We start from the raw sequence: 15185 nt of genomic DNA, 5'->3' as shown, positions 1-15185 counted from the left end.
CACCTTCGCTAGCCTGAAGAAGACCTGCCGAAAACTCGGGATCTCCTTCTGGGACTACCTCAACGACCGCATCGAGCAGGTCGGTGCCATCCCGCCCTTGCCGGAGATCGTGCGCGAACGGATCTTAGCCGCTGAGCCGGTGCCGTGAGTTATTGAGAAGTTACTGGACGCTTTCTTAAACTATTGATTTAAATTAGTAATAATTTCTCGCCATCCTATAGATTGTGGCACTACCGATTCGTGATCTCGGTCTCGTTGTCGTATCGTGGATGATCTCCAGCGTCAGCTTTTGCGCTTCCATTTCAGGCCGCGATAGATCCGCACTGCGTTGCCGCGCTCGAGGTGGGTGTGCTGCCGCCAACGCTGATCCTCGGCCGCACCGGCTTGGTCGTGCGACCGCTCGGCGAGCAGTGCCGCGAGCAAGGAATGACCACCGGCCCCCGGTCGGCGGGTGCCGCGCCCTTGCGATGCAGCCACAGCCGCTCGCCCGGCCAGTCGACCGGCTGCACCAGGTTGTGCCAGACATCGAGCCGCCGCTCTGCGTCCGCGCCCAGCGCATTCAGGAGCCGTTGAGCGATCAGCCGGCGGTTGGCCTCGGCCCAGCCCAGGGCCTGATCGTGGTGGCTGAGATACGCCTGTGCCGCCGCCGAGTCTGGATCGAGTTCAGCGCGACCCTGCTGATCGACGACCGCGCGTAGGATGGATTCGCCCAGGCCGCGCGAGCCGCTATGAACCAGCAAGAGCAGCCGCCCCGCGTCCAGATCCAGGCCGGCATAGCCGTTGGGATCCAGGATCTCCTCGACCGCCTGGATCTCGGCGAAATGGTTGCCGCCCCCAATGGTGCCGAGCGCGGTGTCGAAATCGGTTGGGGCCAGCGAGTGCTCGGCGCGCCACGCCTCGAGGTCTCCCTCCCAGGGACCTTCCAGCCCTTGCAGACGCGCCGCGGCACGCTCGGGTTTGAGCTTGCGGGTCGGAAGATCCGTCTGCCACAGCGCCATGCCGCATCCAATGTCGTTGCCGACCAGAGCCGGATAGATCCGCTCGGCGAGGAAGGCCGCGCCGATGGGGCAGCCCTTTCCGGGATGCAGGTCGGGCAGCCCGACGGCGGCCCGCATGCCCGGCAGCTCGGCGGTCTGCTCGAGTTGGCGCAGGGCCTCGACCTCGATCCAGCTCTCGGCGCAGGCGATGAGAGTGGCGCCCGAGGACAGGCCCGCTGGGCCTTTGGTGCTTTCGGTCATGTCTGTCTCAATCGTGCGGATGCTATCGATGGCCATTACGCTGTCGCACGGTGTGGGGTGTACGACTGGCTCACACTGCGGATCGTTCCCCCGAGGCGGAGTCCAACGCCGGATTCTCGCAGGTGGCGTAGGCGCCCCGAAAGGCCAGCCGGATGGTGCCAGTCGCTCCGTTGGGCGTCTTGGCGACGATGACTTCCGTCGACCCAGCCGCCGGACTGTCCGGGTTATAGACTTCATCGCGGTAGAGAAAGAGCACCAGATCCGTGTGCGGCTCGATGGGGCCGGATCGGCTCAGATCCGCGAGCACTGGGCGCTTGTCCGTGCGTCGCTCGAGATGACGGTGGAGCGGCGTGAGGACGAGCACCGGGACAGCCAGCTCGAGCGCCACTGTCTTCAGCTCCCCGCAGATCCCAGCCAGCTCGGCGCGGCGGCTTTCCGCCGTGAGCGCGGCGGAGTGGTCTTTCAGGGGTGCGCTTGGGTACATCAGTTGCAGATAGTCCAGGACGATCAGCCCCAGGTCGCCCTGCTTGAGTCTGAGTCCGAGCGCACGCGCGCGGACATGGGCGGGCGTCAAGGCCGGGGTGTCATCGATGTGCAGCGGCGCACTCGCAAGGCGCTGCCTCGCCTTGATGACCCGGCGCCGCTCCGCTGTACTCAGGCGGTCCGCGTGCAGTCGGTCCAGCCCGACATGGGCGTTGGCCGCCAGCAGGCGCCTCACGAGCGCCTCGCGCGGCAACTCCAGGCTGAAGAAGGCGACCGGACGTCGCGCCTGAGTGGCCACCTGGGTGGCGATCGACTGTGCAAAGGCCGTCTTGCCCAAGGACGGACGAGCGCCGACGAGCGTGATTGTCGAGGGCTGGAGTCCGCCCGTCATCTGGTCGAGCGCCGAAAAGCCGGTGGCGACGCCGGTGAACGACTGCTCGCGCGTCGTCCCTGTCGACCATGCAGTGGTGCCACGGCTGGCCGACACCCGGCCGATAGCTGACGTGAGCACACCTGCGCCGCAGGCTCGTAAGAATGCACGTCGATGCATGTGATTGATCTCCCAACTGGTCACGGTGGTCGTTGACGCTCTCCCAGCGTCATAGGCGCGTCTCGGTCTCGGCGGAGTCCTCCACCAGCTCAGGGCGATGAGTGCGCAGCCACAGCTTGCGTGGACATTGGCGCCAGTCCATCAGACGGGATTTCGAGAGTCCATGGGTCATCCTTGGTCTCCATCGGTGGGTTTCTCAGGTCGACCAGCAGTCTAGTCGAGGGATGCGATAGCGCTTGTCGCATCACGGCTTTCGGTACTCGGAGGCGGTGGAGGACGGCAGACTGGCAGATGGCCCGGAGTCGCCGGCGGGAGGTGGGGATGGGACGCGGAAAATGGCGAGCGGACAACGGCGCGATCGGCCGGAAGGTCGCGGCGGGCTACACAGGATCGCTGTCCGCCTCCTCGTCATCGTCATCGTCCCAGGCATCGATGCGGACGAGTCCCGGGCACCCGATGCCGCCCAAGCCCTTGACGACCAACGGCTCGTACTCCGTGAAGTGCGCTCAGTGCGCTGGATCTTCGCCCAATTCGCGGACCTCATCCTCGCTTAGCCCTGCATAGCGCGCGATGGTCGCCAGGTCCAACTGTCCGTCTCGTAGCATCGCCAAGGCCGTCTCGCGGCGTCCTTCCTCGCGTCCTTCATCGAGTCCCTTTTTGCGTCCCTCCTCACGACCTTCCTCGAGCGCATCGTCCAACAAAGAGGTTTCATCGCTCAGTGCCTTGGCGCGCGCCTCGGCCCAGTAGCGTGCCTCCTCATCGGCGCTCAGTGTGCGCAGTTTCTCGATGGCCCGCTGCACCGGGGGATAGGGGTGGGTGCTCATGGTCGATTCCTCCCGCCAATGCTCGAAATAGGCGATCCAGGCCGATAGTCGCTCGGGCAGTTGTCCGAGCCGGTCGGCCTTGCGCAGCTAGATGCGATTCAGCTGGAACTCGCGCCCGAGACGGAGCTCGGGTCGAGACCACAGGATTAGCCCGGCAGACCGGGTCCCACTCTTGCTCGAGCTAGGCCGCGGCGTGCTGCCCGGCATTCGCCGGGACCATGAGGTGGCGAGAGCCCCCGCGCAATCGCCGCCAAGGTAGCCAGACCACGCCCGCGAGTCCGATCACTGCATAGAGCGCCCAAGTCGGAAGCTGCGTCAGCCAGCGGGCGAGCAGGCGGATCAGATCGCCCTTATAGGTCATTTTCGAGGCGCGGGCGGAGTACTTGACGAATTTGACAGCTCCCAACCGATCCAGCGTGCGCAAGCCCAGTTGACCATAGGTCGCGGCCAGCTTGATCGACTCCTGACCCAGCTCACCAGCCCGTCGTGCGGTCTTCAGTGCCACATCGCCGCCAATCCGGTACAGCGTCGCGGCGTGCTCACCGAAGGTCTCGGCGAAGCGGGCCATGCGCTCGAGCGAGGCGGCATCCCGGGTCTTGCTCAGCAATGTCAGACCGCCGCGTGTCTTGGCCAGGGTATAGACGTTGCCGAACAGCTCGGTCACGGAATCGAGCTTGCGGGTCCGCTTGACCGTCTTGGTCGCCTTGACCAGGTCCTTGCCTAGCCAGGGCGGGAGCTTGCCGAGCTTGCGCGCGGCCTTGAGTGTGACCGTGCCGACCTTGACAGCCGTCGAGGCAGTCACGCTCGGTGCCGCGGCACCGGCGGTGCCAACGGTCGCTGCCCCGCTGGCGAGCTGTGCCGCGCTGGCGACCACACCGATCGTTGCCAGTGCGGCGATCACCTCGTCCGTCTCCTCGCCGCGCGCCCAGTGGATGCCCTGCTTGGTGAGATCGCGCAGATCGCCGATCACGAAGAAGTCGGTCGCCACCCCGGCGGCCTGCCCGATGGTCTCGTCGCTGGTGCCGGAGAAGAGCCCCTCGCCGAGCTTGCTGGCCTGATAGCTGAAACTCCCCCGAACCCTGTCGATCTCCTGTTGGAGGGCTTGGGCCTCGGGGGCGTTCTGGACGTAGGGATAGTCCATGAAGAAGGCCAGATAGTCGTGTGCCTCGGCGTAACGCTCTTGCTCGACGAGTTGGCGCGTCTCGGGAACCGGATCGATGCGGCTCAGGGCCAGCACGCTGAGCTGACCGCGCTGCCAGAGAACCCCGATGGCGATCAGGGCGACGAGGAGGAGGGTCAGTTTGGCGATGAGCTTGATCACGTTCGGTAGGCGGATAGAAGAAGGGAGGCGGGCATGATGACGAGACAGCCTGAGCCAATGTCGTAGGTGTGGAAGACTGGATGACGCATGATGGAAAGAATAACCAGACGGTTTCGAAGGAGGTGCCCGATGACTTGCCCGACGAGCCACGAACCGCTCCTACTCCAATTGCCTTCGATGGTCAGGGCCTGAATCTCGGAGCGCAAGCGTTGATCTCTTCAACCAAGGTCTTGGAAAGTCCGGCTGTCTGAGCGAGGGCTGGGGAAATGACGACCCCATGCAGTTGAGCCCGGAGGTCGTCCCAGCGTTCGCGCAAGACATCCCAGTTCCTTTCGTCGTAGGTTCCTCGGAAGATGACTGGACGAACAAGTATACGGGGCAGTTGTTCACCCGGTAGTCCGTTGTCCAGCGCCTCCTTCAGGACATGTTCCCACCGGCTGGCTACGCGATCCACCCGGCCGATTTGTTGCTCCACAACACCGGGATTCCATTCCGGATGGAGCAGCACAACGGTCCTGCAGGCTTTGTGAAGGTTGAGTCCCTCGCGCCCCACCACGGACTGGGCGACCAGTACGCGGGGATTGCTGCCAGCCCGATTGAAGGCCAGTTGGAGCAGGCGCCGGGTGTCAGGGGCAGTGCCACCGTACATCAGGCGGGCAAAGCCGCCTTCCGGGCGATTGTATTCATTGGCAAGCCTGTCTCGGAGCTCGGCCCACAACTCAGCAGCGTCCTCGGGACTCATGTCGTCATCGCCGCTCTCATCGCCATCGCTATGCTCACAGACGGCCTCGATCAGTTCTTCGAAGGCGGCTGAAAGGTGTTGCGCCGCGGAAGGCTCGTCGGCCCCGAGGCCGGTCAATTCGCTCAACGCCTTGGCAACCACGGCAAGAGGAGAATCACCGCCGCTTCCATGTTGAGCAACCGCCCCCTTGAATGCCTCCAAGACTGCTCGTGAGCGCCCGTCTTTCACACCGGCATCAAGGAGCTTGATCAAATGATCCCGGCTTCTGCGACGGCGGTTCTCGAGCCGCTGGTATTGGCCCGTCAGTCGGCGATCCAGCTCATCACGATCCAATGGATTTGGCCGCTCGAGCTGGCGATGAGCAGCCTGGATGGCTGGCCACTCATCCTCGTGTACCTTGGCCTGATTCCAGGACGCGCCTGAGTCGAGTGTCCGCAGCAATGCTCTGGCATTGAGTATGGCCACCAGTGCCTGCAGTGGGAGTGTGAAACGCCCGAATACGAGCACTTTCTCGCCAGAGTGTGTGGCCTCCTCGATCGCATCCACGGCTGCCAGGATTGCCGGGTGATCGAAGAGCGGATTGTTCGCGCTCGAGAAGGCATTCGTCATGACCTGCCTCCACCAGTCCGCGCGATGTTGACGCTTATCTTGTCTAATCGATCGGTCGTGATCCGTCGATATTTCACCTGGCCCTTGATCCTGTTTGATCTGCTGCTGATCCTTGTCTGGATCCTGCTTCACCTGATCGAGGAGCGCGGCGATTCCGTGTCCGTTCCCCAGGGTCAGACGCAGACGTTTGGATAGGCTGTCTTCTGCCTGACGCGTCACGATCGACAACGCCTCGGCGGCACAGACCGCCTGTCGCCAAGTGGCGTCGAGCCCCAACGTGTCGACCGGAATCTCTTGCTCATGGCGGTAGGCGTGCGGGGCTGACTCCGTGTGACGGGCGAAGTCTTTGACGCAGTCGAGCTCTAGCTTGTCTCGACGCAGCAAATAAGGGGTCAAGGCTTGCTCGAACATCTGGGCAAGCGCGCGATAGGTGGCGCGGCCTTCAGCGTCGTTCGGGCATTGACGAACACGGGCGCAGGCATCCGCATAGCGCTGAAAGATGTCCCCATCCGCCTTTGAATGTCCGACACCGCTCGCGCCGATGCGCTCGAGTGCTTGGTGCCACTGGCTTGCGTCTAGTTCAACCGGGGTCGCCGTCATGGCCAGACGGCGAACCCTATCGCTCGGTATGACCACACGGTCGAGCATCCGGGAAAGGCCGCTTTGATCACCACGGCTCTTGTGCGCTTCATCGATAATGACCAGGTCGAATGTCCCAAGACCGAGGCCGACCGCCGACTCGAGCCAAGGCCGTAAAGGCTGATTGCGTCCATACCGAGCGGGATCTAGGGTATCGGACCAAGAAGGAATGTGGGTGCACAGCTCATCCATCAGACGACGCGCCGGATGGTCTTCATTCAGGTGACTTATCGTCGCTGCAATGGTGCGCGCAGCCGCCTGCACCCAGTCATCGTCCAGCTCTTCATGATCTCCGAAGCCATTTGGGAATCGGTTTCTTGTGCTCTTCCGCCACCAGCCATAGAGCGTTGGTAACAAGGCCCAACGCCATGCGCCGCTATTTTCCCCGAGCTTCCAGTTCGTAAAGGCGTGGGAGATCAGAATGACATCTTGCTCGAGCCAGTCGCTTTCCGTGGGAGAGTTGGATGCCCAAACCGCAAGAAATTGCCATAGCGAGCGCAGCAGCGGGGGCGCAGCGACTCCTCCATCCCGGAGCTCGTCATGCCACTGGAAGCCGAGTCCTGGAGGGACCAGAATCGCCACCCGACCGCCCGCCTTGATGACGCTTTGCGCGACCGCGACGGCGATTCGGGTCTTGCCCATTCCGACTTCATCCGCGATGACGATGCCGTTGCGTGGAAGTCGTTTGCCGATACCGCGCAGACTTGCGCACTGGCCATCGTTGAGAGACCAATTCGCTCCGCCTTGCGTTGCCGCGAGGTGCTCGAGATGTTTGACGACCTTGTTCCAGCCCTGGAAGCTCTGTTTCATGCGCTCTCTCCGATAGCCGCCAGGCCCGTGGTTTGCCAATGTGTTTCGATCCGATGGAGCATCGCTTCGTATAACTGACCTTCAGCACTGGTCGCGTCTTCCGCAAAATCAGGCCGAAACGCCGCTACTCGCAGCGGACTCAGAGGATTCAGGCCAAGGCGACGGAAATAGTCGAGTACGGCATCTTCGGCAATGCGCGAGAGAGTCTGCTCGAGTCGGGCACACCAGGCTGTCCAGTCTGCCGGATAAACTTGCGTTTGCCGGGCGGCGATCTGCTCCACGAGCTCCATCATCTGGCGAATCGGATACGAGGCTACGCCATTGGTTCGACCCCCTCCGCCGCCAAGCTCGAGTTGACCTGATCGGTTGTCATTCTCTGCGTCCGCGTCTTCGTCGCTCGTCGCTGGAAAACTGACGAGCGCCAACCAGGCTTCATCGAAATCGAGCGCTGTGAGTGGAGTCGCGGCGAGCCGACCCAGCTCGTCCATGACCGGTACCAGGCACTCTTGAGCTTGACCATGGGCGCTCCAGCGAAGCCTGACCTGACGCGGCCGGTTCCCGAGCCAGACGAAGCCTTGCTCACTGGGCGCGCAGGGGTCTCCGTTCACGCTCAAGACCTCATAGTCGGCAGAGGCTCCCGATGGAGCGATTAGGTATCCACATGTTTCTGTGTCCTGCCGCCATGCCAGCCACGCGATTGGCGGCGCAACAAAGGAATCGTCACGCTCTGGCATCCTGCCTCCCTCGTGTAGACCGTCTTGCGGGGTAATTGCCTGGTCCCATTGGAGTGGCAGGTAACTGCTCACCAGTGTGTCAGGATCGACTCCACGCCCCGAATACCATTGCAGTTCGTTCGGGGCAAAGACGACGCCAGCCTCCAGATTTCCCGCGTGGCGGGACATCGCGGCGCTGAAGCCGGGGCCCGTCAGGTTGCCTGATCCGAGATAGACCCAAGGCTTTATGCAGCGATTGTTGTCGTCCCGCTCACTGGCGCTGAAAAGGAACTTGGCATGTAGAGACCGCTGGCTATTGGGTCCGAAGACGGATTCCATTTTCGAGGCGGGGTAGATTTGCCATTGTTTAGGCAAGCAACCCTGGGAGTGCGCGACCGCCTGACAGGCGGCCGGATTGACGAAGAGATTGACTTCAGCGCCTTTGGTGAGCAGTCCATGAGAGACCAGATCCGCGAAGACAGCATCTAGCACGGCAGGCACGGCTGGTGCTCTGTTTGCAGACGCTCCTTCGAAGAAGCCCGAGCCCATTGCTAAGTAGTTTCGCTTGCTACTGCCTGCTTGGTGCTTGATGGCTTCGTTCAGCTGGGACAGAAAGGACGCTTCGCGATTATCGATAAAGCGTGGCGTGCAATCTCTGCCAATCTTGGTGCACGCGCTCAACCAGGATGTCAATTCATGACTGGCGAGGCGTGATTCGCTGACGTCTCCATGACGGGCTGCATCCAGAATGCGCAGGTCGAACGCGCCATGCAGGAATTGGAACAGTGACCAGGCCGCGCTGAGATCTGCGCAACGCAGTGCCAGGTCATCGTCCTCGTCATCGAGCTCGTTCGACTCGACATCGATACACCAGATGAGATCCAGGCTCTCTTCGAGTGTCTGGCGGGTCCAGTTGCCCGTCGATACGATCAGCCGCGCGAGCCAGCCCTCCTCCTCGGACGTACTGCGGAATCCGAGTAATGCGACCTTGGCATGCAGTAGACGAAACGGCTGATCTCTGTCTTCGATTGGCAAGAGCGGGAGATGTGCCAGACCCGGAACCTCTACCGGCTCGAGGGCCGGGTGTCCGGGATCGAGCATCAAGGCTAGGGATAGGTATCCGCGAGACGCGCGTTGCGCCTGTGTCTCTCGAGTAAATCGCTCAAGGGCCTCGTTGAGAAAGAGCGCGTCGGCCGAGTAGCCGCACATCCAACCGAAAACGCCGCGGTAGTGCTCAGGAGCATCGAAATACTGTATGAGGGATAGGGGGTTAGCCATACGCCACCTCCGGCAGCTCATCTTCCGCGCTTGGACTCAGGCAGTCACTGAGCCTGCCGTCGAGATCCTGACTCAACCACCAAATATTGGGGATGCGGTAGGAAATGTTCTCAGGCCACTCAAGCTCTTCGGGCTCAGGACTTTCTTCGATGTCGACCTCAGACGTCTCCTCGCGACTGCCCTGAAAGGCCGGTCCTGCACAGATATGCTGCCCGACGAGGCGTAATATGCGGCCGTCGCGGTCGACCAATCGGCGCAGGATTTCCATGTCCGACTGCTCAACGACTTCCCGGCAGAAGGTGTTTGCCTCCATGTCTTCGTGCTCGAGATCGAGAAATGCTCGGGTCTTCTCGCGCAACTCTGTGAGTGGAGCATGTGCTCGCTTGGGAACCTTGGAGGCTAGGGAGAGCCGATTCTCCGGCGTTCCCATATGGGTCTCAACGGCGTTGAGAACGTCGTGTGCCGCGTCCCTGGCGGCAAAGAAATAGGCGCCAGCCCGCATGTCAGCCCAATGGCTAGCGTTGCCGATCAGCGCTGGCTTTTCCTTCCAGTCGACGGGTGCGGCCCCAAGTCCGCGTGACGCCACCCAATGAAGCGCATCGCTGCGTCGCTGGCGCTCCCAGGATTGGCTGGTGGGAGCGCCTTGGTGAAGGCGCTCCCTAAGCAAGACAAGGGCCTCTGGCGGTAGTGGCGTCATCGGCGACAGGGCCATGGGCAGCGCATCGCCATTCAATCTATCGTCTTTTCCGAGCACCCACTGCAAGAGGTGGTCGACCAGGCTGCGGTTGTATGGACGATATTCGACGCTGGCTGCTTCGACGAACGCCAAGCCCGCTTCACTGCAGGAAAAACCGTTGAAACGGCTTCCCGATGCCTCGACTAGGCCGAGCGCGGGCAGGGTCGTGACCGTCGCCATGCGCATTGGCTGGCTGACATAGAAGCTCGGTCGGCTGGCGTTCTGGAAGCTGAATTCTTGAAGGGTGCGCCCAGCCAGCTTCGTGCTTCCGCGAACGCGGGAGTCTCGGTTACCTTGGAGTGCTTGGAGCGCAACGAAGCATGCGAGCGCCTCGATCGCGTTCGCGACCGCGATCTTGGTGACCTGATGTCCGAGAGCCGTCGCTCGCTCCGCAACCAATATTCCGCACGTAGCCAAGAACAGCTGCTTTCCAAACCACACACGCCCCAATCCCGGCACGGCAAGATCGTTGAATAGCCGGGTGCTCGCCGCAAGTCCGAGTGTCCGAACGCGCCGGGTGTTTTCCACTGACCCCGGCCCTAGGATTCCCCACTGAAATGTCATTCCCTCAGCTCCCTTCTGCAATTGCCATCAAATTGGACTTCCCTTCTCTTCATATCGGAGGCCTGCCCCAACGCAGGCCCAACTGCTCGCCAGTTGGCGTCCTGGTCGACCGGAACGGCTAGGCGCAGGCCACCTGAGTGCTGACGTCGGCTTTGAGCTGCCACTCCACCACCAACCGCTTGAGGAACTGCTCCGGCGTGAAGGGCTCGCCGAGCAGGCGCTGCTGACGGCAGACCGTGGCGAAGTCACCCGGCGTCAGCCCTTCCCGCCGCTCCAGATGACGCACCAGCAGCGGCGGGACCGGCGCCTGCGCATCCCCGAGCGCCTCTCGAGCGAAGAGCGCGACCCGCTGCGCCGCCGTCATGGTCCGGAAGCCAATCTTGAAGTCGAACCGCCGCAAGGCCGCCTGATCGGTCCCCGCCATCAGATTGGTAGCCGCGATGAAGATGCCCGGCCAGTGCTCCATCTGCTGCAAGAGCTCATTGACCTGGGTGCGCTCCCACAGACGCTGCGCCTGACGTCGGTCGCTCAGGAAACTATCTACTTCATCGAGCATCAAGAGTGTGTGTCTCGGGTCACAGTCCCGGAACAGCTGCGCTAAGCGCTGCTCGGTCTCTCCGACATAGGGCGAGAGCAGATCCGACGCCCGCTGGGCGATCAGCTCCAGATCCAGCGCCTCGGCCAGCACCTCCGCGAAGGCCGTCTTGCCCGTGCCGGGCGGGCCGAAGAAGCAGAGACTGCCGCGCCCCTCGCGCCGGAGCGCCTGCACCAGCGCACTCGGCGCGAATCCCCCCGAGAGGTTCAGATAGGCGACATCGAAGTCCGTCGCCGATGACCGCCGCCGCGGTGCCGGGGCGCCATGCAGCAGCGCCCGCAGGGCCGCCACCCCCTCGCGCACCGTCTGCTCGGGCGCCGTGCCCGGCCGTAGATCCAGCAGCCGCCGCGCCGCCCCGAGCTGCGCCGGGGCCAGCATCGGATCGGCCGCCAGCTCATCGAGCAGATCCGGCGCGAGTCCCGCCCCGCCCAGATGTCGCTCGGCCATCTGCCGACGCACCGAGCGCGGCGGGGTCACGAAGGGCACCGGCAGCAGGAAGCGGCGCAGGAAGGCCGGATCCATCCCGTCGGTGCGGTTGCTAATCCAGATCGCCGGGACCGCGTTCTCCTCGAGGATGCGGTTCATCCAGCCCTTCTGCCGACCGATCGCGGAGCCACCGCGCAGCAGAGCGAGGAGCGAGTGGTCACTCTCGAAGACGTCCTCGACCTCATCGAAGATCAGCAGCGCATCGCGCCGGCGGGCCAGCAGGCGCTGCGCCAGGAGATAGGCCGAGAGCCGCCCCTCGCGATCCAGACCGCCCGCATCCTCCCCGGCGCTGCGCACCTGATAGGCCTTGAGCCCGGAGGCCGCCGCCACCGCGCGGGCCAGCTCCGTCTTGCCGGTGCCGGGATCGCCGTGCAGGAGCGCATTCACCCCCACCACCGCCGAGCGTGCGGCCTCGCCGAGGACCTCGCTCAGGTGCGCGCTCTCCCGCGCCAGATGCGGAAAGTCGGCGAGCGGCCAGGCCTGCGCGGGCGCCGGCTCGATCAGCATCCGGAGCAGTGCCTCACCGTCGGCCGGGGCGGCATCCAGCACCCCGCGCAGCAGATCACTCGGGTGCAGGAAGTCCTCGAGATCGGAGTGATCATCCTCGTAGCTCACCAGACCCAGGGCGCGCAGCGGTGCGCCGCGACTGAGCGTCTCGCGCAGCGTCTTTGGAGAGAGCCCGATCAAGGCCGCCAACCGTGGCAGATTGATCCGAGCCGGCGTCGGCTGGCACTCACGCAGCAGTGTGCGCAGCGGCTCGGAGAGGATGTGCTGATCGAGGAAGTCGAGCACCTGCAGCGTGGGTCCGTCCAGGGCCAACTGCTCGTCGAGCAGGGCGACGGTCGGCGACAGGGTCGCCGCCGCATCGGCCTTCGCGACCCGTTTCACCACCGCGCGCGGTATGGACGCAAAGCAGCGCCGCAGCCGCTCGCGCAGGTGACGATCGTCGAGCGGCTGGATGGACTCATCGTCCCAGTCCGAGCGCAGGTCGTCCTCATCCCCGTCGTCCGGCGGCGTAACGAAGCTCAGGACCGCGCGCGGGTGCATCACCGGTTGGAGCAGCTGCCAGAGGGCGCCGAGGAAGTCCGGGTCATGCAGGCGGCGCTTCAGCTCCGGCGCGCCGTCGAGCAGCTGCAGGGAATAGCGGGCCAGACGCAGGTCGGCGGCGGGCAGGCTCTCGACTTCGGTGCGCCATTGGGGAGACTGCTTGCGCGTAATCATTCGGCTTCACTCCAGGGCTGGAAACGACGGCTGTCGTAATGGAAGGTCACCAGCTCGCCGCGCCCGGGGTTGGAATCCCAGATCAGCCCGAGCACCAGGTCGAGCGGCTCGCGGAAGTAGGTGCTGCCGGCCTCGTCCATGCGGTCGAGCACCGGCTCATCCAGCACCTCGATGACCACGGCCGGCTGGTCGTAGCGCGGGATGCGTTTGTTCCTGAGTCCGGGCTTCCAGCTCACCAGATCACCCGGGGCGAAGCTGTGGCGTTGGACCAGGGATCTGTAGCGCTCGCGTAGAGCGGCGCCGAGGTCGCCGCGCAGGTCCTCGAGCGGCTCGTCGTCGAGCAGATCTGTCGGAGCGTCATCGCTCAAACCGATGCGCGCGAGCAGCTCGCGCGAGGAGAGGTCGTTGGGCTTGGGACGGGGCATAAAGGACTCCTTGGCATATCGGTGGATCGGGACGCCGAGGGCGTTTTCCTGATCAACGCGGCCGACGCGAGGATTTTCAAACGCGGGCGATGTGAGGATTTCATCACATCGATACGACAGCGCCCATCGTACATTCCCCCGATGAAGACCATCCTGCACGGACGCTTCGAGCGTCAGAAACGCATCGAGGGACTCCTGCCGCCGGCGGGTGCCGCGGAGCTCGACTGTCGCGATCCGCAATGGCTCTTGCAGCGGCTGGGGGAGGACTATGGCGATGCCGATGCGAGCGCCCGCCTGCGCGCCCTGCAGCGTGCCTTGAAGGCCCTGGTGAAAGAGGGACGCATCGAGGCGGTCAATCCCGGCAAGAAGCCGCTGCGCTATCGCCGCCGCAAGGAGGACCTCAACGAGGACTCGGCGATCTGGGCCTATACGGTGCGCCAGATCTTCGACCTGGTCGCCGATGTCGTGCCCCGCCGCCAGCTCGATCGGCTCTGGGAGCAGCTGCGCAGCGACGAAGACGCCCCGCTGCTCGATGCCGAGCGGCTGCGCATCGTCCCCGATACCCTGCGGCTGCAGCCGCCGCTGGTGTGTCTGCGGTCACTCACCGCCGTGATCACGGCGCTGGCCAAGGGGCAGGCGCTCGCGGTGCACTACGAGAACGCCGAGGGTGAGCGCAAGGAGGCGCGAATCCACCCCCAGGCGTTGATCCAGCGCGGTCCGATTCCCTACCTCTTCGCCCTGAAGAACGACGAGGACAGCCCGGTGCGTCTCTATGCCCTGCAACGGATGCTGAGCGCCAAGGCGTTGGCGACGGTGCCCGCGCGCAAGGCGCCTGGATTCACGATCGATAAGGCCATCGCTGATGGGAAGGTGGACTTTGGTCAGGGGGAGATGATCCGCCTGGAGCTGCAGGTGCGCGGCTACCTCACGCAGATCCTGCAGGTGTGCCGGCTGAGCACGGATCAGCAGGAGGACGACGAGCCGGACGGCTCGGCGTTTGCGATGCGGGTCACCGCGACGGTCCCCTCCACCGGGCAGCTGCTGCGCTGGGTCCTGGGGGCGGGGCCGAACCTGGAGGTGGTGGCACCTTCGGAGCTGCGTCATACGGTGGCGGTTCAGGCGGCGAAGATGGCGGGGCTCTATGGGACCGGATGATGGGCGGCCGAGCGCCCTGACTGGCCGCTCTGGCCCTGGGCTGTCTGATGTCCTCGGCCGTGATGCGCCCAAGGCACAGTCCGCCATGGTTGACATAGAGCGTAAGACTGGTGATAGCCAGCGACGCCGCTTGTAAAGAGGAGACACGCATGTCACGCGCCAGTCCGGAATCCGTCTTCGCGCTGGCCCAAGCTGCCATGGAGCGCGGCGATTGGGAAGGCTTCTTTGGCTGTCTGGATCGGACGGATCTGAAGAAGCTGGCAAGACTGGGCATCAGCCCAGTGGGTGAGGATCCGCAAGGCGCCTACTCGAGGGTGTGCATCGAGCATGGCGTGGCGGTGGAGCAACTGGAGGAGGTCAAGACCCTCTTCGACGCGATTCAGACCTCCGCACGCCAGATGTGGTCTTCGCCCGCTGGCGAAGGCTTGGGCGAGGACAGCCAGGATCGCCAACTGCAGCAGTCGCTCCGACACCGCGATCTGGTCCGGGCCTTGGATCGTGCCATTGACGCCTGCCTGGGATCCATCACCGACTTGGCGGCGTTTACGGCCCAGATCGAACGGCTCAAGCGTGCGACGCTCGGTGGCGGTTCGGTCAGTCGCTCACTCTTCGTCGGTGAGCATCTGAGCGACGTGCGGGTGGACGGCAAGAAAGCCACGGCCCTGCGCCAACAGCAGGGCGGCGAGAGTGAGCCGATCGCATTCGTGCAGAAGCGAGGTCAGTGCAGAACTCCTGACATACGCCCATTAACTCGCTGAAATGGTGTTATAATTCTGGCTTGAATCGATAAATAAAT

Annotated in this window: 12 protein-coding genes; 2 read left to right on the top strand and 10 right to left on the bottom strand. The window is 63.8% G+C overall.

Annotated features, from left to right (window positions below; all coding sequences use genetic code 11):
* Window positions 1-302: 302 nt before the first annotated feature.
* The 10 genes from G3480_RS21175 to G3480_RS21135 form a co-directional block, all read right to left on the bottom strand.
* Window positions 303-1238 (bottom strand): RNA ligase RtcB family protein, encoded by a 936-nt coding sequence (locus G3480_RS21175; RefSeq protein ID WP_240905957.1) that lies wholly within the window; start codon window positions 1236-1238, stop codon window positions 303-305.
* A 70-nt stretch (window positions 1239-1308) separates the two neighbouring features.
* The gene (locus G3480_RS21170) at window positions 1309-2271 is read right to left on the bottom strand and encodes a replicative DNA helicase (protein ID WP_164655879.1); all 963 of its coding nucleotides are present in this window, start codon (window positions 2269-2271) and stop codon (window positions 1309-1311) included.
* Window positions 2272-2320: 49 nt separating this feature from the next.
* Entirely contained in the window at window positions 2321-2443 is a 123-nt protein-coding gene (locus tag G3480_RS29080) for a hypothetical protein (RefSeq protein WP_276611737.1), read from the bottom strand.
* A 334-nt stretch (window positions 2444-2777) separates the two neighbouring features.
* Window positions 2778-3131 carry a hypothetical protein gene (locus G3480_RS21165; protein ID WP_338114193.1) on the bottom strand — a complete coding sequence of 118 codons (354 nt, stop codon included), beginning with the start codon at window positions 3129-3131 and terminating at the stop codon, window positions 2778-2780.
* Between the two features lie 145 nt (window positions 3132-3276).
* Window positions 3277-4416 (bottom strand): hypothetical protein, encoded by a 1140-nt coding sequence (locus G3480_RS21160; RefSeq protein WP_164655878.1) that lies wholly within the window; start codon window positions 4414-4416, stop codon window positions 3277-3279.
* Between the two features lie 181 nt (window positions 4417-4597).
* Window positions 4598-7216, bottom strand: a complete 2619-nt coding sequence (locus tag G3480_RS21155; protein ID WP_164655877.1) for a helicase-related protein — start codon at window positions 7214-7216, stop codon at window positions 4598-4600.
* Complete coding sequence (locus G3480_RS21150) at window positions 7213-9033, bottom strand: phospholipase D-like domain-containing protein (protein WP_164655876.1); 1821 nt, start codon at window positions 9031-9033, stop codon at window positions 7213-7215. The genes G3480_RS21155 and G3480_RS21150 overlap by 4 nt, the downstream gene beginning before the upstream one ends.
* A 166-nt stretch (window positions 9034-9199) precedes the next feature.
* Window positions 9200-10360 (bottom strand): hypothetical protein, encoded by a 1161-nt coding sequence (locus tag G3480_RS21145; RefSeq protein ID WP_164655875.1) that lies wholly within the window; start codon window positions 10358-10360, stop codon window positions 9200-9202.
* Between the two features lie 265 nt (window positions 10361-10625).
* Window positions 10626-12809, bottom strand: coding sequence for an AAA family ATPase (locus tag G3480_RS21140; protein WP_164655874.1), 2184 nt, complete (start codon window positions 12807-12809; stop codon window positions 10626-10628).
* Window positions 12806-13234 (bottom strand): hypothetical protein, encoded by a 429-nt coding sequence (locus G3480_RS21135; RefSeq protein WP_164655873.1) that lies wholly within the window; start codon window positions 13232-13234, stop codon window positions 12806-12808. The genes G3480_RS21140 and G3480_RS21135 overlap by 4 nt, the downstream gene beginning before the upstream one ends.
* A gap of 141 nt (window positions 13235-13375) precedes the next feature.
* On the opposite strand from G3480_RS21135, the gene G3480_RS21130 reads away from it, so the two are divergent.
* Together G3480_RS21130 and G3480_RS21125 are read left to right on the top strand one after the other, a co-directional pair.
* Complete coding sequence (locus G3480_RS21130) at window positions 13376-14389, top strand: helix-turn-helix transcriptional regulator (RefSeq protein ID WP_164655872.1); 1014 nt, start codon at window positions 13376-13378, stop codon at window positions 14387-14389.
* A 149-nt stretch (window positions 14390-14538) separates the two neighbouring features.
* Window positions 14539-15147, top strand: coding sequence for a hypothetical protein (locus G3480_RS21125; RefSeq protein ID WP_164655871.1), 609 nt, complete (start codon window positions 14539-14541; stop codon window positions 15145-15147).
* Window positions 15148-15185: the final 38 nt, after the last annotated feature.

It is taken from the genome of Thiorhodococcus mannitoliphagus, assembly GCF_010915725.1.
GTDB lineage: Bacteria > Pseudomonadota > Gammaproteobacteria > Chromatiales > Chromatiaceae > Thiorhodococcus > Thiorhodococcus mannitoliphagus.
Note: the sequence above shows the minus strand (reverse complement) of the source record. Positions and strands in the feature narration are given on the sequence as shown.